This is a genomic window from Selenomonas sp. AB3002 (assembly GCF_000702545.1).
Classification (GTDB): Bacteria; Bacillota; Negativicutes; order Selenomonadales; family Selenomonadaceae; genus Selenomonas_B; species Selenomonas_B ruminantium_A.
The window spans coordinates 800,998-823,807 of record NZ_JNIO01000008.1 but is presented as its reverse complement, the minus strand read 5'-3'; the positions used below and the strand labels follow the sequence as shown (position 1 = coordinate 823,807).

General features: G+C 53.6%; 22 protein-coding genes. 13 read left to right on the top strand and 9 right to left on the bottom strand.

The window, feature by feature from the left end:
* The first annotated feature begins 34 nt into the window (after positions 1-34).
* The 3 genes from P159_RS0111765 (at position 35) to P159_RS0111755 (ending at position 4,763) form a co-directional block, all read left to right on the top strand.
* On the top strand, positions 35-268 hold the full coding sequence (locus tag P159_RS0111765; protein WP_318253573.1) for an alpha/beta hydrolase: 234 nt from the start codon (positions 35-37) through the stop codon (positions 266-268).
* Between the two features lie 142 nt (positions 269-410).
* Complete coding sequence (locus P159_RS19510) at positions 411-3,518, top strand: response regulator (protein WP_051650332.1); 3,108 nt, start codon at positions 411-413, stop codon at positions 3,516-3,518.
* Positions 3,519-3,623: 105 nt separating this feature from the next.
* Positions 3,624-4,763, top strand: coding sequence for a DUF362 domain-containing protein (locus P159_RS0111755; protein ID WP_051650331.1), 1,140 nt, complete (start codon positions 3,624-3,626; stop codon positions 4,761-4,763).
* A gap of 387 nt (positions 4,764-5,150) precedes the next feature.
* On the opposite strand, the gene P159_RS0111745 is transcribed toward P159_RS0111755, so the two are convergent.
* Both P159_RS0111745 and P159_RS0111740 read right to left on the bottom strand, forming a co-directional pair.
* Complete coding sequence (locus P159_RS0111745; protein WP_029544275.1) at positions 5,151-5,597, bottom strand: Hsp20/alpha crystallin family protein; 447 nt, start codon at positions 5,595-5,597, stop codon at positions 5,151-5,153.
* A gap of 204 nt (positions 5,598-5,801) precedes the next feature.
* Positions 5,802-6,485, bottom strand: a complete 684-nt coding sequence (locus P159_RS0111740) for a hypothetical protein (RefSeq protein WP_029544273.1) — start codon at positions 6,483-6,485, stop codon at positions 5,802-5,804.
* Between the two features lie 347 nt (positions 6,486-6,832).
* On the opposite strand from P159_RS0111740, the gene P159_RS0111730 reads away from it, so the two are divergent.
* Positions 6,833-7,765 carry a DMT family transporter gene (locus P159_RS0111730; protein WP_029544270.1) on the top strand — a complete coding sequence of 311 codons (933 nt, stop codon included), beginning with the start codon at positions 6,833-6,835 and terminating at the stop codon, positions 7,763-7,765.
* 312 nt (positions 7,766-8,077) lie between these two features.
* Here P159_RS0111730 and P159_RS21255 read toward each other — a convergent pair whose 3' ends face one another.
* Positions 8,078-8,455 carry a hypothetical protein gene (locus P159_RS21255; RefSeq protein ID WP_318253571.1) on the bottom strand — a complete coding sequence of 126 codons (378 nt, stop codon included), beginning with the start codon at positions 8,453-8,455 and terminating at the stop codon, positions 8,078-8,080.
* A gap of 357 nt (positions 8,456-8,812) precedes the next feature.
* Between P159_RS21255 and P159_RS0111710 the strand changes: the two genes are divergently transcribed.
* The 8 genes from P159_RS0111710 (at position 8,813) to P159_RS19500 (ending at position 15,745) form a co-directional block, all read left to right on the top strand.
* Positions 8,813-9,430 (top strand): flavodoxin family protein, encoded by a 618-nt coding sequence (locus P159_RS0111710; protein WP_029544267.1) that lies wholly within the window; start codon positions 8,813-8,815, stop codon positions 9,428-9,430.
* A gap of 311 nt (positions 9,431-9,741) precedes the next feature.
* Complete coding sequence (locus tag P159_RS0111705; RefSeq protein WP_029544265.1) at positions 9,742-10,278, top strand: flavodoxin family protein; 537 nt, start codon at positions 9,742-9,744, stop codon at positions 10,276-10,278.
* 245 nt (positions 10,279-10,523) lie between these two features.
* Positions 10,524-11,330, top strand: coding sequence for a carboxymuconolactone decarboxylase family protein (locus P159_RS0111700; RefSeq protein WP_349254363.1), 807 nt, complete (start codon positions 10,524-10,526; stop codon positions 11,328-11,330).
* 290 nt (positions 11,331-11,620) lie between these two features.
* Entirely contained in the window at positions 11,621-12,685 is a 1,065-nt protein-coding gene (locus P159_RS0111690) for an amidohydrolase family protein (protein ID WP_051650328.1), read from the top strand.
* A gap of 33 nt (positions 12,686-12,718) precedes the next feature.
* Positions 12,719-12,919 (top strand): 4-oxalocrotonate tautomerase DmpI, encoded by a 201-nt coding sequence (dmpI, locus tag P159_RS0111685; RefSeq protein ID WP_029544259.1) that lies wholly within the window; start codon positions 12,719-12,721, stop codon positions 12,917-12,919.
* Between the two features lie 14 nt (positions 12,920-12,933).
* Positions 12,934-13,488 carry a flavin reductase family protein gene (locus tag P159_RS0111680; protein ID WP_029544258.1) on the top strand — a complete coding sequence of 185 codons (555 nt, stop codon included), beginning with the start codon at positions 12,934-12,936 and terminating at the stop codon, positions 13,486-13,488.
* Positions 13,489-13,599: 111 nt separating this feature from the next.
* Positions 13,600-14,286 carry an antibiotic biosynthesis monooxygenase gene (locus P159_RS0111675; RefSeq protein ID WP_080706065.1) on the top strand — a complete coding sequence of 229 codons (687 nt, stop codon included), beginning with the start codon at positions 13,600-13,602 and terminating at the stop codon, positions 14,284-14,286.
* A 433-nt stretch (positions 14,287-14,719) separates the two neighbouring features.
* Entirely contained in the window at positions 14,720-15,745 is a 1,026-nt protein-coding gene (locus P159_RS19500; protein ID WP_051650327.1) for a hypothetical protein, read from the top strand.
* Positions 15,746-15,890: 145 nt separating this feature from the next.
* On the opposite strand, the gene P159_RS0111660 is transcribed toward P159_RS19500, so the two are convergent.
* Genes P159_RS0111660 through P159_RS0111635 form a run of 6 tightly spaced genes read right to left on the bottom strand, consistent with a single transcriptional unit; the run spans position 15,891 to position 20,947 of the window.
* Positions 15,891-16,823 carry a M14 family metallopeptidase gene (locus P159_RS0111660; RefSeq protein WP_029544253.1) on the bottom strand — a complete coding sequence of 311 codons (933 nt, stop codon included), beginning with the start codon at positions 16,821-16,823 and terminating at the stop codon, positions 15,891-15,893.
* Positions 16,820-17,749 carry a M14 family metallopeptidase gene (locus P159_RS0111655; protein WP_029544251.1) on the bottom strand — a complete coding sequence of 310 codons (930 nt, stop codon included), beginning with the start codon at positions 17,747-17,749 and terminating at the stop codon, positions 16,820-16,822. The genes P159_RS0111660 and P159_RS0111655 overlap by 4 nt, the downstream gene beginning before the upstream one ends.
* A gap of 2 nt (positions 17,750-17,751) precedes the next feature.
* On the bottom strand, positions 17,752-18,528 hold the full coding sequence (locus tag P159_RS0111650) for a transglutaminase family protein (protein ID WP_029544249.1): 777 nt from the start codon (positions 18,526-18,528) through the stop codon (positions 17,752-17,754).
* A gap of 31 nt (positions 18,529-18,559) precedes the next feature.
* A complete protein-coding gene (locus P159_RS0111645) occupies positions 18,560-19,231 on the bottom strand; it encodes an alpha-E domain-containing protein (RefSeq protein ID WP_029544248.1) in 672 nt (223 codons plus the stop codon).
* Positions 19,213-20,523 carry a circularly permuted type 2 ATP-grasp protein gene (locus P159_RS0111640; RefSeq protein WP_029544246.1) on the bottom strand — a complete coding sequence of 437 codons (1,311 nt, stop codon included), beginning with the start codon at positions 20,521-20,523 and terminating at the stop codon, positions 19,213-19,215. Before P159_RS0111640 ends, P159_RS0111645 begins: the two co-directional genes overlap by 19 nt.
* Positions 20,524-20,551: 28 nt before the next feature.
* On the bottom strand, positions 20,552-20,947 hold the full coding sequence (locus tag P159_RS0111635) for a hypothetical protein (RefSeq protein WP_029544244.1): 396 nt from the start codon (positions 20,945-20,947) through the stop codon (positions 20,552-20,554).
* Between the two features lie 404 nt (positions 20,948-21,351).
* On the opposite strand from P159_RS0111635, the gene P159_RS0111630 reads away from it, so the two are divergent.
* Positions 21,352-22,806, top strand: a complete 1,455-nt coding sequence (locus P159_RS0111630) for an aminotransferase class I/II-fold pyridoxal phosphate-dependent enzyme (RefSeq protein ID WP_029544242.1) — start codon at positions 21,352-21,354, stop codon at positions 22,804-22,806.
* Positions 22,807-22,810 lie beyond the last annotated feature (4 nt).

Genomic DNA, 22,810 nt, shown 5'->3' with positions numbered 1-22,810 from the left:
TGTTGCGCAAAGGCAATTGCTTTGAGTTTTCCCGGTGCATGCTGACCTTACAGGATTGCCGCCCATGCTGATCCGGACTGGCGGCTATGAGCTTTTCCTGGATGAGAACCTGGCCCTGGCCAAAAAGGCTGCTGAGGCAGGAGTGGATATAACCTTGACAGTATATCCCGCCATGTCCCATGATTTTGCCCTGCTGCTGCCGGAATTGCAGGAAAGTGTGGATTCCTTCAAAGAAATCCGTGATTTTGTCAGACGGCATCTTGATTGAGGGCCTTCATGGCAAACAAGGGGCATCCTTGCAGCTCAGGGGGTCTGACTTCTTTTTGTGAGCAGGGGGAAAGGACTTTGGGGCACTGGCCGCGAAGTAGGAAACAGGCATGTTGATGGCGGTATGACAGGAGAGCGCGGTTATGTGGCAGAAAAATTATGCATATGAAGATATCCCTCAGGCGATAGAGGCCTTGCCGGAGCTGCGGCGGGAATTGGAGAGGCATCCGGCCTCTAAGGATGTCCTGCTGCAGATTTTCGTGGCGGGCTATGGCTGGCAGGAGGCGACTGAGCTCCTTGACAGTCTGGACAGGGAACTGCCAGGGCTGAAGCGGACAGGCTGCTCCGAGTACATTTCCGGTGACATGGAGCATCCGTGCGGGGTCAAGCTGAACCTCCTGGGAACTGAAGAGGCAGAGATTTTGGTGGTGGATCTGCCCTGCACTCCCGGAGGAGAGGAAGGGGCAGCCAGTCAGCTGAAGGAGCTTTTGGACAGGCAGGAACATGTCCGGGGACTGGAACTTTTTCCCGTGAACCCTGCCCTGGCAGTCACCAGGTTCATGGACAGGGTGGTCGAGGGACGGGAGGAACTGCCTGTCTTTGGGGCCATGGCCAATACCATCGGCCAGTCCCTGCGGGGAGAGGCACAGGAGAAGGAGGTCTATGCCATAGGCCGGAAACTGCTTTCTTCCGGCTTTGTGGTGGTCATCTATGCCGGGGAGAGTCTGGACATCTACATGGACTATATTCTGGGCTGGCAGCCTGTGGGCCGGGAGTTTGAGGTGACACTGGGTGAGAGGAAGCCCATGGGGGAGGGCTGCGTGAAAGAGATTGACGGCAGGCCCGCCCTGGAGGTGTACAAGAAGTATTTTGGCGTGGAATGGGATGAGTTTTTCGTTGTCAATGTCTGTGAATTTCCCCTGATGGTACAGCGGCGGGGCAAGCCCATCTGCATGGTGCCCTTGGCCAAAAGCGATGCAGGGGCGCTTTATTTCTCTGCTCCTGTCTATGAGGGGGAGAAACTCTGCTTTTCCTATGGCACAGAAGAGGAAGTGCTGGGCTCCACCATGGCGGGCAGTGAGCGCATGAAGGCCTTTGGCCCCGAAGCTGTCTACATGTCCCTCTGCGGCAACCGCCTGCAATTTCTTCAAGAGGAGGCTCATCTGGAGTGGGACTACTACCGCCGCTATTTCCCGGAGCTGGTATACTGTCACGGCCATTTTGAGATTTCCCTGCAAAGGGGACAGGGCGGGGTGCTGAACAGCTCCTTCGTGGCGGTGGGGTTCCGGGAGGGCAAGGCGGGAGAGGGCGCCCCTGCGGAGGTGCATAGCCAGCCCTACCATCATCAAGGCGATGGCATCATCCCCCTGTCCTACCGCATGAGCCGCTTTTTGCACATGGTCACCCATGAGCTTTCGGAAATGGCGGTGGAGGCCGAGGCTGCCAACCGGGCCAAGTCAGCTTTCCTGTCCAGCATGTCCCATGAGATACGCACCCCCATCAATGCAGTGCTGGGCATGGATGAGATGATTCTGCGCAGCACCGGGGAAGATGACACCTACGGCTATGCCAGGGATATTCAGACCGCGGGCCGCAGTCTGCTGGGCCTGGTAAACGATATCCTGGACTTTTCCAAGATCGAGGCGGGCAAACTCTCCATTATTCCCGTGGAATATTCCCCGGCAGACGTCATGCGTGACCTGGTGAACCTGATCCAGAAGCGGGCAGAGGACAAGGGCCTCAGCCTGAAGGTGGAAATGGACCAGGCCATTCCCAAAGTCCTCTACGGGGATGAGGTGCGCCTGAAGCAGGTCATCACCAACCTCCTGACCAATGGGGTGAAATATACGGAAACAGGCACCGTGACTCTGCGGGCAGGCTTCAGGAAGGTGCAGGAGGGGCAGATTGCCCTGGAAGTGGCTGTGGAGGACACGGGCATCGGCATCAAGGCCGAGGATTTGCAGAAGCTCTTTGCTCCCTTTGAGCGCATCGAGGAAAAGCGCAACCGCCATGTGGAGGGCACGGGGCTGGGCATGAACATCACTCGTCAGCTGCTGTCTCTGATGGGAAGCAGCCTTGAGGTGCGAAGCGTCTATGGGGAAGGCTCTGCCTTTTCCTTCAGCCTGCTGCAGGATGTCATCAGCTGGGCTCCTGCCGGAGATTTCCGTCAGGCGGCGCAGGCACCCGGACTGGAGGAAAGGAAGGCTTATAAGGCCCGCTTCACAGCACCTGGGGCCAGGCTGCTGGTGGTGGACGACACCCCCATGAACCTCACGGTGATGAAGGGGCTGCTGAAAGCCACCAAAGTAACCGTGGATACAGCCGGGGGCGGCAGGGAGTGCCTGGAGAAGGTCAGGGAAAATGCCTACGATATCATTTTCCTGGACCACCGCATGCCGGATATGGACGGACAGGAAACCCTGGCAGAGCTGCGCCGTGAGCCGGGCAGATCCCGCCCGGAGGTGCCGGTGATTGCCATGACTGCCAACAATGTCATTGGCGCTAGGGATATGTATCTGCAGCAGGGCTTTGCTGAGTACCTGCTGAAGCCCGTTGACCCGGAACTGCTGGAAGAACTGGTGGAGCGTTTCCTGCCCGCCGGGCTGATAGAAAAAGAGGGGGCGGTGTCCCAAGAAGACAGCCAGCCCCTGCCAAAAATAGAGGGCATAGAGACAGAAAAAGCCGCCCAGGCCATGGGCAGCCCGCAGCTCTACCTGGAAGTGCTGAAGGAATTTGCCAGGGCTGCCGGGGAGAACGCTGACGCCTTGGAGAAGTTTGCAGCTGGCGGCGATATCGCAAACTACACCATCAAGGTACACGCCCTGAAAAGCTCTGCCCGCATCATTGGGGCCGGCAGTCTGTCAGAGATGGCAGCCGGGCTGGAGAGCCTGGGCGACGAGGGTCGGTTGGAGGAGATCAGGCAAAAGACCCCGGCCTTGTTGGCAGATTATCGCAGGCTGGGGGAGAACCTGCATTTTTTGCTGGAGAGTGAGCCTGCAGAAGCAGCTCAGGATAAGCCTCCTCTGGAGGAGGGGCAGCTCACTGAAGCCATGACGGCCTTAGAGGAATTCCTTCGCGTGTTCGACTACGACAGCGCCACCGAAGTCCTGGCTATGCTGAAAGAGTACGCCCTGCCAAAGCAGGTGTCAGAAAACGTGGGGCAGCTCGAGGCCTGCATCGGCAGCTTCAAGCAGGAAGCTGCTCTTGAACTGGTAAAAGAGGTGCTTTCCTGTGGAGAGCATAATGGATAAAGGCGATAAGAAGTGAAATACTGCCTTGACTTGGAGTCCGCTTCAAGTTGTAAAGTAGAAACAGGATAGTACGAAAGTTAAGTAGCAGCTGAGGAGGTCAATGTCATGAACCGGAAGATGACGCGCAGGAAATTTGTGAAGCTGGCAGGGGCGGCGGTGGCTATGGCCGCTCTGCCTGGCTGTGCTACTTTTGCCGCTGATGCGGTGGAGAAAGACAAGGGAGCCAAAGAGCAGGTGGGGAAGGCGAAAGTGGCCGGCACCGGCGGGGAGCATTATATTCCCTACAGCGAAAGGCAGGGGGCAGAGTCCGTGGTGTACTTCACCCGCGATCTGTCGGCAGCGGGGATGCTGAAGCTCTATGACAGGGTGAAGGACAACCTGGGCGGCAAGGTAGCCATCAAGCTGCATACCGGCGAACCTCATGGCCCCAATATCATTCCCCGTCCCTGGGTGAAAGAAATGCTGAATAACCGCCTGCCAGAGGGCACCATTATCGAAACCAACACCTATTATGGCGGCGGGCGTGACACCACGGAAAAGCACAGGCAGACGCTGCAGACCAACGGCTGGACTGATTTCGCTGATGTGGATATCATTGATGCTGACGGCACAGCCATGCTGCCTGTGCCCCATGGCAAGTGGTTCACAGAAATGTCTGTGGGCAAGGATATGCTGAAATACGATTCCTTCCTGGCTCTTACCCACTTCAAAGGCCATGCCATGGGAGGCTTTGGCGGCTCCAACAAGAATATCGGCATTGGCTGTGCCGATGGCAAGATTGGCAAGAAGATGATTCACGCCGGCGATTCAGGCTCCAAGTGGGGTGTGAGCAATGAGGAATTCATGGAGCGCATGACTGAATCCACCCAGGCCACAGTCAGCCATTTCAAGGATAAGATTGCCTTTATCAATGTGATGCGGAATATGAGTGTGGACTGCGACTGCGCCGGAACCTCGGCCCAGCCTGTGGTCACGCCGGATATCGGCATGGTGGCTTCCCTGGACATACTGGCTGCTGACCAGGCTTGCGTAGACTGCGTCTATGCTCTGCCCGAAGAAAGCAAGCATGACCTGGTGGAGCGCATGGAATCCCGCCATAGTATGCGCCAGCTGACTTACATGAAGGAAATGGGTATGGGCAATGACCGCTATCAGTTGGTTGATATTGATAACGGTGACAAGATTATCACGGCAGCCGAGGCCGTGAAGGGTGTCAAAGGCACCTGGGGGCCGGATGGCAACTGATTGATTATCGTACCGCAGAATTGACCGTTATGTTTGACGGTCAATTTTTTGCCCTGACAGGTTGTTTGGCGGCGAAGGAATGGATTTACAGAATGTCATCAGGGATTTTCTTGTTCTTGAAATAATATTGACGGACCACGATAAAGCTTGGGGACATATGTTATTTTTGTCAAAACTTCAACGGACGATTTCTGGTATGTCAATTACAATGGAAAACTGGGATATGTCTTAAGCAGATATTTGGATTGAATTGGTTGGGTTATGCTGTATGGCAGTGTACATGTGGGGAAAATAAATTAAAGGCAAAATCCGCCATTCCAAACGGGAAGGCGGATTTTGCCTTATGAGTATTTACGGATATGTGTGAAAAATAGGGAGAGTTGACTGTCAGCCAGCGCAAGATATAGGAATCTGGTGGAGGGCTTCCGGCTGTGCTTGAGCTTTTGGCAGCTGGACTTTCAGTACGCCGTCCTTGAATTCTGCCGTGGCTTTGGAATCATCAATACCGGCAATGTAGAAGGAACGGGACATCTGGCCGTAGCTGCGCTCCCGACGTAAATATCTGCCTGCCTCATCCTGCTGGTCATTGTTTTCCTCCCTCTGAGCGGAGAGGGTCAGGTAGTCGTGTTCGTAGCTCAGGGTTATATCTTCCTTTTTAAGGCCGGGAAGATCGGCGGTAAGTTCATAGGCTGTGCCGTTGTCTTTGACATCGACTTTGAAGCCAAGGCTGTTTGCGGTGGTTAAGGGGGTATCAAAGGCATCCCACAGGCGATTGAACAAGCTGCCTTCTCTCATGAGCTCATTACTTGATGCAAATGGAACCAGACCAAACATAGTGATCAATCTCCTTTCACGGATGTTTAACTTTGTCTGCTAAGGGGGAACCCTCTATCTGAGTTCCTTTTCCCTTTGCAATTATTATTATACCCCCTAAAGGTCAAAAAGTCAATAGGTCAAAAAGAAGAATATTTTTAGAGATACATCGTAGGTGCTGTGATGAAATGCTTTCACGTTTCATCACAGCACCTTTTTTGTATGCTATATAGTTTTCCAAACTATGTCTCTGGCACCGGGCGGCATTTTTACCTGATTATTGTATGCTATGCTCTGGGCTGTGGCTTCGGCCACTTCTTCGGGGGTGGAGGCAGGATTTTTGCGAATTTCGTAAACTTCGTGGGATGCTTGCTTTATGGCGTAGGAGTTAGGGGTGTGGAACTGCAGCTCAGTCTTTACCCCGGCAGGGCTTAAAAGCTGTACATTGATGCCTTGATAGAATTTGCCTCCCCAGGCATTGTGGAATTTCACCACCTGATAGCCGCTGTCTGTGAGCTTCTGCATGGCCTCAGGTACTTGACGGCTGTAATCCTCATCTCTTATGACCAAAGTGTAGCGCAGTACATCGCTGATGCTGTCAGCAGCCTGTGCCAGATTCACATTGTCCTTTATCGCATCGGCTAATATCTTTTGCATCAGTCTGTCTTCTGCCTTTATGCGATGGGGGAGGCCGGTAAGGTAGGCGCCGTTTACCTCCAGCGCCCTGACATCTCTGGTAACGTCAGGTTCAGCGGCCTGGGCCTCGGCAATCAGGCTCTGGGCTAGAACCGTCATAGTCATGACCGCTACTGTCGTGAGCTTGGTCAGGGAGTGGCGGACGTATTGCAAGTATATGCTGTGTGCAACATTATCGGATATGTTTTTGCTGATCTTCTTTATTTGTTTCATGTCTGCTCCCTCCAGTCTTGGTAGGTCAAGCCCTGTGAACAAGATAAAGTGTACCAGAAGTATATGGAAAGAATATGGTTGACTTTGAAAACTAAATGAAAGTTTATAAGCAGGAATGCAAAGCGAAATATAGAACTATTACATTAGTGATGCGGTGTGGAGGCTTGAGGTTTTGCAGTGCGCACCGCAGTTGGTCACGGAAGAACAGACTATGGAACAGATGCGTATACTGGAAGATGCCGGGCAGGAATTGGTATAGGTGGAGATGTATGAAGATTGCTTTACTTTTTGGGGGGAGGTGTAATAAGATAGGAAGCGAAAGCTTATTTTGAAATGGAGAATACACGTTGCGAAATCTAATTATTGGCTCTATGCTGCTGTCCTTGGCAGGAAGCATCTGGGGAGCTATGTTCATTGCTGTTCGCCTTACGGTGGGGGTAATCACACCTGTGGCGCTGGTGTGGATGAGGTACGGGGTTGCTTTGGTGCCCCTGGTGCTGATCATGCTCCATCAGAGAATTTCATGGAAAATAGAGCGCAAGGACTGGAAATTGATGCTTGTTGCGGCTTTGACTGGGCAGACAATATCCATTGTCACTCAGGAATCCGGCACAATGCTGACTTCAGCGCAGATGGGCTCGGTGATAACAGCAGCGACACCGGCATTCATGGTGGTTTTTGGCTGCCTGATGCTGCATGAGCGGTTCAATTTGAGTCGACTGATGTCTGTTATCCTGGCCACTGCAGGTGTACTGCTCATAGTGGTAGACCCGGAAAATCTTCAGACTGGCAGTTTGCTAGGGGGAATATACCTCTGTATAGCGGCAATCACTTGGGCCTTGATGTCCATACTCTTGAAGATGCTCAGCCACTACTCTGTTTTTGCCCTGACGTTCTATGGCGTGCTGATATCATTTACGGTGCTGACTCCCTATGGGCTTTGGTGGCTTTTTAACGAAGCTGACTTGAATGCGATGGCTATGCCGCAAATATGGGGTTCGGTGCTCTATGTGGGTGTTGTTTCAACTACAGCAGGCTTTGTTCTATGGAGTAAAGGCCTGACTTACATGGATGCTTCCATCGGTGGACTGTTCATGTTTTTCCAGCCGGTGGTTGGAACTATCCTTGGGTACTGGTTACTGGATGAAGCTATGACCAGATACTTCCTGCCTGGTTTTGCGCTTATTTCAATCGGTGTAGTGCTGGCCATGAGAGGCGGCAACACAACAGCAGAAGAAAAACTGGCGCGTAGCCGCAAAAATGGGGTACTGCATGAGTGAAAACAACTTATGCAGCACCCCATTTACTTATGTCCTGTTCTGCGCTTGGGTAGAGATAACTTGCTGATGTCATTGAGGTAGTCTGTGATTTTCTGCCTTGCGGCCGGAATATCGCTGCTGTAGATATCCAGAGATAGCTTTCTGGGAATTTGGCCTGTGTTGCTTTATGGAGGGCCTTGAGGCTCTCGCCTATACCGCTGCCGCCGTGGGTTACGATAGGGATAAGTGTCTTTCCTGTCAAATCATATTGCTTCAAGAAACCTTCTAGGGCCATTGGCAGTGTATTCCACCAAAGCGGATAGACAAGAAAAATCAAATCATTTCGGCGTTGCCGATGATTTCATGTCCATCTTTCATGATGGAGGCACCGGATACAGCATCTACATCGGACGGGAAATTAGTGTTGCCCACACGGCTGAAATATACCGTCAGAATTCGCTCGGACATGGGCACCTTGTCTCCGGCAATGGCGGCTTTCCTGTCTACATTTACCTGATGGTACCAACGGTCAAAGGTAGGGCATGCCGAAAACCCCGGCTGCCGCCAGCATGAACGTAATTCCTGCCAGACCGAAAAACACTCTTCCGCGTATATATAGCCTGGCATGAAGCAGCAGATGGACAAATAACAGAACCATAGCACCGATGGCTGCACCCAGATGAAGGGAACGCCAGTTCCATGTACTCTCAAATCTAAACCACGGAAACAGATCCTGGGACAGTACCATTCCCGATAAGGTGAGGAGGGCGAGGCTCACGGCGAAAAGGATAATGATGATATTTTTCGCCAAGCGCGGGGAAGAGTATGTGCCAGCAAGGAAATGCGCATAGAAATGACGATTCTTGATATTGTGCAGAATCGCCAAGGCTATAACGAGTACAAGATGTCCCCCACTTCCATAATATCGGCGGTTCTGTAGATGAAGAATGGAATATTTAGCTGAAGGTTTATGCAATGCACGGAAAAGCTTTTTCCTGGCGGAAAATTTTGGTAAAATGTTACTGAGGGTAATTCCTAGGAAAATGTGTATTTTAGGGAGTGTTTGCAATGAAAGTCATGATGGTCAACGGTTCTCCCCATCCCCAGGGCAATACGGCAATGGCTTTGCAGGAAATGAAGCAGGTCTTTGAGGGAAATGGTATAGAGGTCGAAATGGTTCAGGTGGGCAATAAGGCTGTTCGTGGCTGCATAGGCTGCCGGGCCTGCGCTCAGAAGGGGAAATGTGTCTTTGATGATATCGTCAATGAAACCGCGCCCCTGTTTGCTGAGTGTGATGGCCTGGTGGTGGGCAGTCCAGTCTACTATGCTTCAGCCAATGCTACCTTGGTCGCTTACCTGACCCGCATGTTCTTCAGCACCAGCTTTGACAAGACCATGAAGGTGGGGGCAAGTGTAGTGGTGGCTCGGCGTGGCGGTTTGTCGGCAACTTTTGATGAGCTCAATAAGTTCTTCACCATCTCGGGTATGCCCATTGCAGCCAGTCAATACTGGAATAGTGCCCATGGGGGAGCGCCGGGCGAGGCTGCGCAGGATGCTGAGGGCATGCAGACCATGCGGACACTGGCGCGTAATATGACATTCCTGATGAAGAGCATCCAGCTGGGCAAGGAGCAGTTTGGCTTGCCGGAAAAAGAGCCGTGGCAAGCCACTAACTTTATTCGCTGATTGGCGGCGAGGCTTCGGCTGCTGGCTTGTGCCATAGGATTGAGGGAAAATGACCGTTATGTAGGCGGTCATTTTTTTACGGATGATATTGACATTGTGTCATTATAAATATATAATAGTCAGCAAGAAAGATTACATGGTGTCATTTATTTACAGGAGTGGTGTGTGTGAATAGACGAGAGTTTTTGAAAGTCACCACTGCGGGCGCTATAACCTTGTTTTTGTCAGGCTGCGGTCTGTCAGCCTTGACCGATGGCGGGCCTAAGAAAAATGTGGTGCCGGAAAAAGGAAGCGTGTCGGGGGGAACAAAAATGAAAATTGTCGTGATTACCAGCAGTCCACATCCCAAAGAAGAATCAACCTCAATTTACCTGGCGGACAGGTTTACCGAGGGGGCCAGAAGTGCTGGCCATGAGGTCTTTACCTTTGATGCAGCCCATGAGGAAACGCATCCCTGCCAGGGGTGTGACAAATGCGGCATGGACGGCCCCTGTATCTTTAAGGATGCCATCGAAAATAAGCTGATGCCCAAGATGCTGGAGGCTGATCTTATTGTGCTGACGACACCTCTTTACTATTTCGGCATGTCGGCGCAGCTGAAAGTCATCGTGGACAGATTCTATTCCCGCACGGGAAAATTGCATGGCAAGAAATCTATCATGATGGCTACGGCCTACAACAGTGCTGACTGGACGATGGAGGCGCTGGTCAATCACTATGAAACACTGGTACGCTACATGGAATGGCAGGATGTGGGCCAGGTGATGGCCACCGGCTGCGGGGCACGTTCCTTGGTGGAGAAATCTTCCTTTGCCGATATGGCGTATAAAATTGGGGCTGCGTTATAACCTGGCAGGGGCTAGGGCGTGTTGATTAAACATATCCTTGCGACAGAAGCGGGCAATCAGCGGGAGGAATATCTGCGCTCTCGAAAATTTTGCTTGACTTGAAGTGAACTTCAAGTGCTAGAGTGGCAGTCAGAGGGGGAAATGAGCAGGAAAAGGAGGCCTGGATGAAGAAGAAAATCATTGCGGCAGGACTAGTAGCCGCAACTTTTATGACAGTGAATTTATTTACCGTGGAGGCAGCAGCAATGGGAGATACGAATAAACGTGCAGCAGTGAAGGTAACACAGACGGCAGGACGGCAGCAGCTCGGTGAGTTTGCCCCGGACTTTGCCCGTTATAATGACGATATCCTCTTTGGCGAGGTCTGGTCGAAGAACGATGTTTTGTCCTTGCATGACCGCAGCATTGTGACGGTATCGGCACTGGTAGCCAGCGGCATGGTGGACAGCTCCTTGAAATATCATTTGCAGTCGGCCAAGAAGAATGGTGTCACCAAAGCAGAAATGGCTGAGGTCATTACCCAGCTGGGCTTCTATGCCGGTTGGCCCAAGGCCTGGGCAGCTTTCAATCTGGCTAAAGAGGTCTATAACGAACCTGCAGCTGAGCATACAGCAGCCCAAGGCAGCGATAATATGGATCTGGCAGCCATCCAGGCAACCAGTATGTTCCCGGTGGGCGGCGAAAATGTCAACTATGCCCAGTATTTTGATGGCAAGAGCTATCTCAATATGATTTCCACCGAGCAGGTGGTCATCGGCAATGTGACCTTTGAGCCGGGCTGCCGCAACCATTGGCATATCCATCATGCCGACAAGGGCGGCGGCCAGATGCTCCTGGTCACCGCCGGACGCGGCTGGTATCAGGAGTGGGGCAAGCCGGCGCAGGAGCTGAAGGCCGGTGATGTGGTGCATATCCCTGCCAATGTCAAGCACTGGCATGGCGCGGCCAAGGATTCCGCTTTCCAGCATCTGGCAATAGAAGTGCCGGGAGAGAATGCTTCCAGCGAATGGTGCGAACCGGTAGAGGAAAAAGAGTATAATAAGTTGCCGTAAGAGGCAAAAGGGAGAGCTTGCTTGAGGCAGGCTCTTTTTGCTTGCGAAGGGCTGTTCTTACTTTGAAGGTTGTTCCAGGTGACAAAAATTGAAGCTGGCTTCATAAATAATATTGACATAGTGTCATTTTAAATATATAATAGTAAACAAGAAAGGTTACATAGTGTCATTTTTATACAGGGGGAGGAATTATATGCCAGGGATTTCGGCCGTGGGGATGCTGGCATGGCGGGTGGAAGGCGTAGAAGCCTGTCCTGGATGCTGGCAGTCAGGAAAGGAGCAGATGAAGCTTGAAACGGCGTGATTTTTTGAAAGTCGGTGCTTTGAGTGCTTTTGCCCTGCTGGGCATAGGGGAAGTTTGGCAGAGCGAAGCCTATGGGGCTTCGGCGGGGGCAGTGAAACTGCCGTCAGGCCGCAAAATAGATATCCATGCTCACGCTATGTTGCCTGCTTACATCGAAGGGCTGAAAAAGCTGGGCATAGATCCTCTGGCGGAGGAGGGCTTTCCCTTGCCCCAGTGGTCGGCGGAAGCTCACCTGGCTTTTATGGCTGAGGCGGGGATTGACTACACCGTCTTATCCTTGGCGACACCGCATATCTATAACGGAGATGAAGCGCTAACCTGTGAGGTGGCCAGGCAGATCAACGAGGAGACGGCAGCCTTGTGCCGTCAGTACCCGGACAAATTCGGCTTTGTGGCCACGGTGCCCTTCCCAAGCATAGATGGTTCCTTGCAGGAAATCGCTTATGCCATGGAGAAACTGGGAGCCTTGGGAGTAAAAGTTCCCAGCAATGCCCGCGGCATTTATCTGGGGGATGAGCGTTGGGAAGAGATCTTTGCAGAGCTCAATCGCCGCAGGGCGCTCACCATCATCCATCCCAGTCCCGCACCGCAGTTGCCGCGGCAGGGGACGGTGACAGGCAAGGTCATGGCCTTGTACGAATATCCTGCCGATACCACCCGGGCCATGGTGAATCTCCTGGCCAGCGGCATGCTGGCACGCTATCCCCAGGTGCGGGTGGTGGTGCCGCATTGCGGTTCCTTCCTGCCCTATATGAAGCAAAGAGCCAAAGCGATGTTCCAGATGCTGGCGGGCATGAAGATGATGGAGCCGGTGGATATGGAACAAAGCATTGGCAACCTGTACTTTGACCTGGCCGGCGATCCCACGCCGGATGCCCTGCCCATGCTGCTGCAGATAACAGACCAGGAGCACATTCTCTACGGCAGTGACTATCCCTATGTGCCCGCCAGGGCCTTGCTGGGCAAAAAGGCCGCCCTGGATCAGGAGCTGGCAAGGCGGGGGTGGCTGGAGCAGGTATATTGCCAAAATTCACAAAGGTTAATTCATTAAGTTAAAGAAGTTTGCCAAAAGGAGTGCATCAAAATGCCATTTATTGCTGTAAAGACCGCCAAAGCAACGACGGAACAGAAAGCCAAATTGATTGCCGACATTACGAGGGTGGCCAGTGAGGACTTGAGCATGCCGCCCCAGGCGTTTTTCGTGCTGGTGGAAGAAAATGAGCCGGAAAACTGGGGCGTGGGGGGCAAGACGTTGCCCCAGATAGCCGCTGAGAAGAACAAGTGAGAGGAGCTTCAGCCATGAAGAAAGACATAGGTTCAGTACTTGGTTTATATCCCACGCCGCTGGTGGTTGTGGGGGCTATGGTGGGAGGCAAGGCCAACTGGCTGCTGGCCGGACATGTGGGCATCATCGGTCATGACCGGGTGATGGTGAGCATGGCCAAGCCCCATTACACCAATAAGGGCGTGAAGGAAAACAGGGCTTTGTCCTTGAATATTGTCAGCGAAGCCATGCTGCCGGCGGCTTCCTATGTGGGCAAGGTCAGCGGTGCCAAGGTGGACAAGTCGGAAGTGTTCGCCTATACCACAGGGGAATCCGGCGCCCCTCTGCTGACCGAATCTCCTCTGACCATGGAATGCAGCGTGGAAGATATTTACGAGACGGAAACCTTTGAAAGCTTCATCCTGAAAATCGACCACACCTTTGTGGAAGAAGATAAGCTCACGGAAAAGGGCAAGATTGACTACCGCAAGCTGCAGCCCATTCTCTTTGAAATGCCTACTTATGAGTATGTGAAAACAGGAGAAGTGCTGGGCAAGTGCCTGGGCTTTGCGGAACAGTATCAGAAATAAGAGAAGGGAGCGTGTTTTGCCGTGAGTGAGAAAAGGAAAGGCGAGAAGAAAATGATGGATTTCAAATTGAATCTGAAAAAGACGATGTTGTTGGCCTTGGGAGGAATTTTTATGGCAAGTTCCCTGTCATTTGCTCAGCCTATCCGCACGCCGGAAGGGAATATGCCCATGGTTCACTGGGCGGTGCTGGAAAGCACTCCCGGCAATATGCAGGCCATGGGTGAAATCGGCGCTCGTACCGTGGCGCCGCAAACTGCCAAGGAGGCTGGCACCTATGCGCTCTATGGTGCTATCGATGCAAAGAATCACGACCTGATGCGCTTGCTGGAAATCTATGAAAGCTACGAGGCTTACCGCATCCATAGCACCAGCGAGGCTTTTCAGGATTATCGTGCGGCACGGCTGCCGATGCTGAAGAGCCTCAAGATATTGGAGGCTAATGGCATCGCTCTGGAACAAAAAACCAGTGGCGTAGCAACGGTGGTCTTTATGCATCGCTATGAGGTCAAGCCGGAAAACCTGGCTCAGTACCAGGCACTGGCAAAGCAGGAGGCAGTCCGTGCCGTCAGAGATGAGGCAGGTGTGCTGGGCATGTTTGTAACGTCAGAGCACGACAGGCCCAATGTGATTCATACCATGGAAATGTACGAAGATCAGGCAGCATATGAAAAATATGCAGGCTCTGCTGCCTACAAGGACTTCCAAAAGCAGGCCAAGGGATTTTTCGTAAATGTTCATGAGGTGGTCAATCTTCCTGCCAAGATTACGTTGAGCCAGAAGGGCTTCCGCCATTTCTGAGACTTGGCACGGTACAATCTGACTGATTCAAGCAGCCCTGCGGAACAAAATAATTCTGCACTAAACCTAACCGTATAATCAATGAAGCCCTCCTATGCGTTAAAATTGAGAAAGAGGATTTTTTCGCGAAGGGGGCTTTGTTCATGATGAAACGCAGAGACTGGCTTCTACAAATTGGGGAGGGAAGATACCCATTTAGCAGAAAATTGAAAAATATTTTGAGCATTATAGGGAATTTCTGCGCTAAATTTCAGATGATGCCAGTGATTAAGCGTTAAATCGGTAGACAACTGGTGAATGAAGGCGATGTAGCTGGGGTGAAAATATTTATTCCGCAGGGCTGGGTTTACTATTAAGCATTTTACCCCATGTGCCGATATATACTATGAATGATTGTCTGACCAGACTTCAGGGAGGAACGGAATAGCTTTTCATGAAGAAAGGGGAACTCATCATGTCCATGATAGGCAAAATCAGGGAGGACAGCAGGAATATTCTCCAAATGGAGAACATTTACCAGAAGATCCAGAAGTCTGCGGGAGGCGCGGAAAATATTTTCCAGAGGCTCCAGCAGCCCGATGGGGAAAAAGACGACGACACCGTTATCGGCAAGGCTGCGGAAGTGCAAATCAGCGCGGCTGGCCGCAAGCTCTCGGAAGAAGCTCTGGACCCCTTGAGGAAAATGGGCCAGACCGACTTCATGACCGAAGGGGAAAAGAATCTACAGGAGCTCAACGACAAGATTGCCGCTCGTGAGGATTACAAGAAGCAGGCGGAAAAGCTCCAGGAGCGCATTGACACGGATACCAGCCTCACGGCGGAGGAAAAAGCCCGCATGCAGGAGGAGGCTGACGAGCTCAAGGAAAAGGGCATGAGCCCCGATGACAAACTCCATGAACTTTATGGCAAGAAGCAGGCCCTGCGGGAAAAGATGGAAGCTGGCTCCCCGGAACTGACCGAAGCGGAGCAGGCTGTGGCCCAGCTGCAGATGCAGCTTGAAATGGCAGAAATCGAGCGCGGCATAACAGAGGCGGATAACCAGATAGCCAATGAAGGCGCCCTCAAGGAACTTTACACCCAGGAAATCATCCAGGAGCGGGGGGATATAACTCTGGCCAAAAGCCGTGCCAAAGACCTGAATGTCACCCTTGACATGCGCAGCAGCGAGCTCTCCATGGCAGTCCGCACCGAGGAGCAGGTGGCCGAGCAGGGCGAAAGGAATGTCACCCGCGACCCCAGGCCCGAAGACGTAGTGCAGGAAGCCATCGAGGAGGGAAAGGAACGGACAGAAGTTTCCTCCTCTCCCGCCCCGGACAAGGGCATGGCCGCTGCCATGGACGTACAGCAGGATATGCAGGCCACCAACGGTACCATCAAGCATGTGAGTCAGGCAGAGGAACAGCTTCAGCAGACAGAGCAGCTTGAAGCCATGCCCCTTGAAGACCTGTTGGAAAGGTGAAGGAATAAATTGCCTCCTATGACAGCAAAATCGCGTTCATCATAGGAGGAGAGTAACAAATCGTGATAAACAATATAGTGTATATGACAAAAGAGGAGCTGCTCAGCAAGCAGCTCCTCTTTTGTCATATATGTGATAGTGAAATTCAGCCGGGAATCAGTCGGAAGACGATGGTCTGGGCGGCTATGATCTGGGCGTGGCGGGCGAAGAAGATGGTGCCCTTCTGGGGGGCGCGTATTTCTTCCAGCACCGTTGCCGTATAGGGATCGACGATGTTGGCAATGATTTCGCCAGCCTGTACCTGGCTTGAAGTGGGGCGGCAGTGCAGCAGGATGCCGCCGCAGGTGTTCCTGATGGTGACGAGGTTTTTCTCACTGACGGCCTGGGTGGCTTCGCCTTCGGGCAGAGGCACGTCTTTCAGGAAGCCGTGCCGGGTGAGGAAGCGCAGGATGCTGTCGGTAGCTTCCTGGGCGCTTTTCTCATCTATGAAATCCGTGGCTTTGGTGTAAAGGGAAAAAGTGCGGGTTTCCCAGACCTGCCAGTTGTAGTTCAAAGTGGTTGTGTCGTAGGGGCGGGGCTTCCTGGTGATGAGGTAGGGCAGCCCGAAGTCCAGTCCTTCTGCATTTTCCTGCCAGCCCGTATCCATGATGCGGATATGGGGGATAAAATCTCCCGACAGGTAAAGGCTGGTCAGGTGGATGCCGTAAGTATAGCCCTTCAGGGCCTCAAAGATTCGCCAGGCCAGCCGCTGGGTAGTTTCGCCCTTGTCATAGCCCGGGAACATGCGGTTGATATCCGTATTGTCCAAGGGCCAGAAACGCCGGCTGACATTCATGGAGAACTGTCCGGCGCAGGGAATGACCAAAAGGCCGCAGTCCCCGATGATTTTCCCCTCTGCTTCCAGGCGGGTGAGTTCCTGCACCAGTTTGGCAGCCGTATACATCTGCTGGAACTCATCGCCCCTGATGGCGCCCATGACCGCTAAGGTCTTTTCCTCTGAGCCGAAGAAATAGCCATAAACCGGGATGGGCTGGCGGTAGGGCTGGGCGTCGATGGTGAATAAGGTTTTTCTCTTCATAGGGCGCCTCCCAGGATCCTGGCAATCAGTGAGCCTTCATTGACCACGGGATATTCCCGCAGGGTGAAGATGAGGCCGCTGGCGGGACTGTGCAATTCCTCCCTGACACCGCCGCTCAAGGGATCGGCGATAAGTCCCAGGAGCTGTCCCTCTTCCACCCGCTCTTCGTGCCGTACCCGGGGAATGAAGATGCCCGAGGCGTTGGCGTTGACAAAGGCCACGTTGCCGTCTGTGCTGACGATGGGAGGCGCTACCGGGGGACAGGGCTCCTCCAGCATGAAAAGCTGGGACATGACAGAGAGGATGCCCGTGATGAGCTGGTCGCCGTAACTTTTGGTGATTCTCATGCCTACCCCCATTTCCACCACGAGAGTGGGGGTGCCAAGGGAGTTGAGACTGTAGGCCAGAGTGCTTTCCAGCACCGTGGCTGCACTGTGTACCCAGAGGAAATTCATGTTCAGGAACTTCGCCAGGGGAAGCAGCATTTCGGCGCTTTGCTCATTGATGCGCACCTGGGGTATCTCCCGCAGGAAGATATTGCTGGCATGGATGTCAATGCAGAGGTCAGCCCCGGCGATATCCTCGATGATGCCGCCAGCGATGTATTCGTACATGGTCTCCTCGCTGCTTCCGGGGAAAATCCTGTTCATGTCCAGGTCAAAGCCCGGCAGTCCCCGGTAAATGGTGCTGATGCCCAGTGGGTTCAAGGCAGGGTAGATGTCCACCGTGCCCCGCAGGAGCGGCTGCCTTTTCTTCAGCACTCTGGCCAGCTGCCAGGCTACATACTGGCCCTCCAACTCATCGCCGTGGGTGCCGGTCACGATAGCCAGGCGGCGCTTTTTGGGTTCTGCGCCCTCGATGCGGTTCTTCTGTATCCTCAGGGTCTCGCCCACAGGCAGGTGGGCAGATACCACTTCCTCTATCATGTTCATGCCACCGTCACTTTCATGAATACAGTCTGCGTCTGGTCGGCTCCGCCTGTGAACATGCCCCGTTCCAGGGGACAGTCACTGTAATCCCGTCCCACGCAGAATTTCAGGTAGCTCTCATTTGCGGGGCAGTCCCGGGTGGGGTCAAGGCCGTACCAGAGGCCGTCTTCCCAGACTTCAGCCCAGGCATGGCTGGCCCCTTCGCCTATGGGCAGGCCGCTGACATACCGGGCGGGAATCTTTGCCAGGCGGCAGAGGGCCAGGAGCACATGCACATAATCCTGGCAGACTCCCAGTCCCAGCCGGAAGGCTTCCCCTGCGGAGGTGGAGACATTGGTATGGCCCGGCACATAGGTGAAATGCTGGTGAACACGGGCAGAGAACAGCTGCGCCGTAGCCAAGGGGCTGCCCTTTTTAGGCAGGGCGGCAAAGAATTCTTCTATTTCCCTGGTGGGCTGGGTGAGGGGAGAAGGATAGAGATAAAAGGGAGAAGCCTCCGACTTCTCCCGCAGGGAATCGTCACGACAGCTCCGGCCTTCCAAAGTGTAGCGGAAGACCTCATGCTTTTCATCTATCCTGCCTGCGCAGTATGCATTGCCAAAAGCATCTTTCCCCCGGCTGGTCACGGCGCAGTGGGGCAGAAGGGTCAGGTTTTGCGTCTCGATTTGCTGCTCCGGGGCTTCGGCAGGGAGGCAGCGCAGGAGGAACTCATGTTCCGCGACAGGCTGGGAAAATTTCAGTTCGGTGTCAAAGTAAAAATCCAGAGAACGCCCCATGGCAGTTCGCCTCCTTTCTTTTGCTACGAAATCATAGTGAGAAAAGCTGCTCTGCAGCTGCCAGCAGCTTCTGCTTGTCTGAGTCATTATAGGGCTCGGACAGGTTTTCCAGCACCTGCAGGCAGCCGGGGAAAGCGGAAAGCCTGGCCCTCCTGGTGCGGTAGAGCAGGCGGCCCACTTCGGTGGGAACCCGCTCCAGATGCCAGCCCAGGCGCAGATACAGGCTCAGCCTTTCTACGCTGGCACCGCATTTGATGATGTTCCGCACTTCGATATCGGCAATGCAGTCATCATAGCAGCCCCGGAAGGCCATGATGTAGTCGATGGTACGCTGCAGGGGCAGGGTGGGGGAGAGGCTGCTGACGCCGCTTTCCATGGCAGTCACAGCCAGCTCCAGGTAGGACAGGGTGCGGCTGCCGATGGTCTCCCGGAGCATCATGCCGTTGCCCAGCATATTGTCTGCGGCGGTGCGCAACGATTCGGGATTGGTTCCGTCAAAGACATAATCCTGCAAGAATTCCTCCGTGCTGAGATAGGGGCAGGAGATTTCCAGGGCCCGGCAGAAGTTCTTGCAGTCCGGCGGCACGCCGTCAATCATCTTGTCGTACCAATCCCATAGATAGGTGAGAGTGGTAGCGACCCGTTCGTAGTAGCGTCCCAGCCAGAAGAGCCGGGAGGCTTTGCTCAGTGGCATAGAATCCATGTATCCTTGAAACCTCCTCCTTGTGACGAGTTGACAACGAAGCTGTCGGGATTGCGGGAAAAACGTGTCAGGCCGCTGGGCCAGACAACGGGGCTTTCTGCCGTGAGCACAAAGGCCCTGAGGTCTGCCTTGCGTTCGACTGTCGTTTCTCCTTCGGAAACCGGCAGGTCCTGGAAGTCCACTACTTCCTGGGCGATGAAGCGGCGGGGCGCAGCCTTGATGGCCTTCTTCAGTTCCTCCAGCTCTTCCTGAGTGAGGTTGCTGCCGAAGATGACGCCATAGCCGCCGGCCTCTGCCACATCCTTGATGACCAGCTGGTGGGCATGGGACATGACATAGGCGAAATCCTCCGGGAAATAGGGCAGGTAAGTGGGGGCGTTATGCAGGATGGGCTCCTCTCCCAGATAATAGGAAATCATGCGGGGGACGAAGTAGTAAATGCCCTTGTCATCTGCCACGCCGTTGCCAGGGGCATTGATGATGGCCACGTTGCCTGCCATATAGGCATCCATGAGGTTTGGTATGCCTATGAGGGAGGAGGCTTCGAAGAACAGCGGGTCGAGATATTCGTCGCTGACCCGGCGGTAAAGGGCTCCCACCTGAGTAGCGCCGCAGCTGGTGCGGCAGTAAAGTCTGCGGTTTTCCACGAACAGGTCGTTGCTCTCTGCCAGCACAGCTCCCGCCTGTTCTGCCAGATAGGCATGCTCGAAGTAGGCGGCGTTGTACCTGCCGAGGGTGAAAATGACATTGATGCCTCCCGTGTTGACATGGTCCATGGTGTGCTTCAGTAGTTTGCCGTAGTCCCGGTTGTCCAGTACCCTGTGCTGCTGGAAGGTGGCGGGGCTGCAGCGGCGGCAGAGAGCCCTGGCTATCAGGGGATAGGAGGCTCCTGAGGGAATGCGCAGATTATCCTCCAGCACATACCACTCGCCATCCTTGCCCAGCACCAGGTCGATGCCGGAAATATGGCTGTAGCAGCCGTGGGGCGGGGTGATGCCCTCGCATTGGGCCAGATACCCCGGGGAACGGTAGACAAATTCCTCCGGCACTACCTGGTCTTTGATGATTTTCTTCTCATGGTAGATGTCGTAGAGAAAATTGTTTAGGGCCACCACCCGTTGGGCCAGTCCCTGCTCCAGCTGCCGGAACTCCTCTGCCCCGATCATGCGGGGATGGGGGTCAAAGGGAAAAAGCCGTTCGTTGAAGCTGCCCTCCTTGTAAATCCCGAATTTCACGCCATAGCGGGCCAGTTGTTCATTTATTTCGTCTTTGTGTGCCAGCAATGCTTCCATGAATCTCCCTCCTCCCGGCGGTATTTTGTCAGGCCCTGGCCTTGGCACGTTCTTCCAGCAGCTGGGCTTTGGTATAGTCGTAAATCACTCCGTACTGCAGCCAGCTGTCGATGGAGTCGATGATGATTTCCATCATGACATGGGCGCTGAGCTCCAGATTGCTGATGGAGCAGATGAGAATCTGCTCACCTGTCTTGACATGCTGGAAGTGTATGTCAAGCTCGTAGGGATGGATGGCCAGGATGTAACAGTTATCAGTGGCTGCCTCAGTCAGCTGCAGGATGCCAGGGGAGGCTTCACTGGCTGGGGCGAAGCCGAACTCCTGCAGGCGTTCCATCAGCACGGGCTTCACATTATGATGAAAGGCCTCATTGGCTTTGTCACGGTGTGCTTCAAGTTCGGAGAATAAAGGGAATGAGCGCATATTACCAATTCCTTTCTGGCGGGAAATTTCGGCAAGAAAAAAGGCGCCAGGCAGCTGGGGATATACCCCTGCTGCTGGACGCCTTTGTCCTGCCTTCGACAGATTTGCATCAATAGCGTGTGCGTGTGAAAACATTTTGTGAAATAACATTGTGAAGGAGAGAAAAAGCCCAAACGAATCATCACAATCCGTTTGGGCTCCTTTGCCTCGCTATTGATGAGATAATTTTATCCAAGAAGTGTAACTTTGTCAACTACTGGTGAGGAAAAATTTTTATGGAGAGATAAAACGCATGTATATTTATGCTTGCTTAATATGTTGAGAAACTGTAAAATTTTAAGAGCGATTAACGCAGTAATGTAAAGAAGTAATGATTGTCAGGGTATTCATCTCTGGAGGGAAAAATGGATCGTATCAAGCAACATACAGCGCCGGTTTACGAGGCGATGCTGGAACTTCGCAAAAGGCGTGTGGTTCCTTTCGATGTGCCCGGGCATAAACGCGGCCGCGGCAATCCCGAACTTGTGGATTTCCTGGGTGAGAAATGCGTGGGCGTGGATGTCAATTCCATGAAGATGCTGGACAACCTGAGCCATCCCGTCTCGGTCATCCGGGAGGCAGAGGAACTGACGGCAGATGCCTTCGGCGCCCAGCATGCCTTTTTCATGGTGCACGGCACCACCTCCGCTGTGCAGGCCATGGTGCTGGCCACTGTGCGGGCAGGGGAGGAAATCCTGCTGCCCCGCAATGTGCATAAGAGCGTTATCAATGCGCTGGTGTTATGCGGCGGCATACCCGTGTATGTGCCGGTGCGGGTCAATCACACCATCGGCATTGCCACTGGTATGGCGCTCTCTGATGTGGAGCGGGCTATCAAAGAGCACCCCAGGGCCAAGGCCATCTTTGTCAACAATCCCACTTACTATGGCATCGCCTCCGATTTGCAGGGCATCGTGAATCTGGCTCACGCAGCCGGCATGAAGGTGCTGGTGGATGAGGCCCATGGCACCCACCTGTATTTCGGGGATAATCTGCCCATCTCTGGCATGGCAGCCGGGGCAGACCTGGCTGCGGTGTCCATGCACAAATCCGGCGGAAGCCTCACCCAGAGCTCCATCATGCTCTGCGGCAAAGGCGTGGATGCGGAATACGTGCAGCAGATTATCAACCTCACCCAGACCACCAGCGCGTCCTATCTCCTGATTTCCAGCCTGGACCTTTCCCGCCGGAATCTGGCTCTACATGGCCGGGAATCTTTTGAAAAGGTCAGCTCCATGGCGGAATATGCCCGTACGGAAATCAATGAGATAGAGGGCTTCTATGCCTATGGCAGGGAGCTTATCGACGGGGATAGCGTCTTTGACTTTGATGTGACCAAGCTGTCCATCTTCACTCAGGGCATCGGCATGACGGGCATCGAGGTCTATGACATGCTCAGGGATGAGTACGATATCCAGATTGAGTTTGGGGATATCGGCAATATCCTGGCATATATTTCCATCGGTGACCGCATCCAGGATATCGAGCGCCTGGTGGGGGCACTGGAGGACATTGCCGACCGCTTCGCCAAGGACAAGCGGGAGCTGTACTGCGGCGAATTCATTGCGCCGGAACTGGTCATGAGTCCCCGGGAGGCCTTTTATGCCCAGGGAGAGAAAATGCCCCTGCAGGAAACCGTGGGGCGCATCGCCGGGGAGATGCTCATGTGCTATCCGCCGGGAATCCCCATCCTGACTCCGGGGGAGCGCATCACAGAGGAGATTCTTGAGTACATCGAATACGCAAGGGAAAAGGGCTGCTCCCTGCAGGGAACCCAGGATCCTGAATGCCGGGAAATGCGCATTTTGACGGAGGTTTGACCTA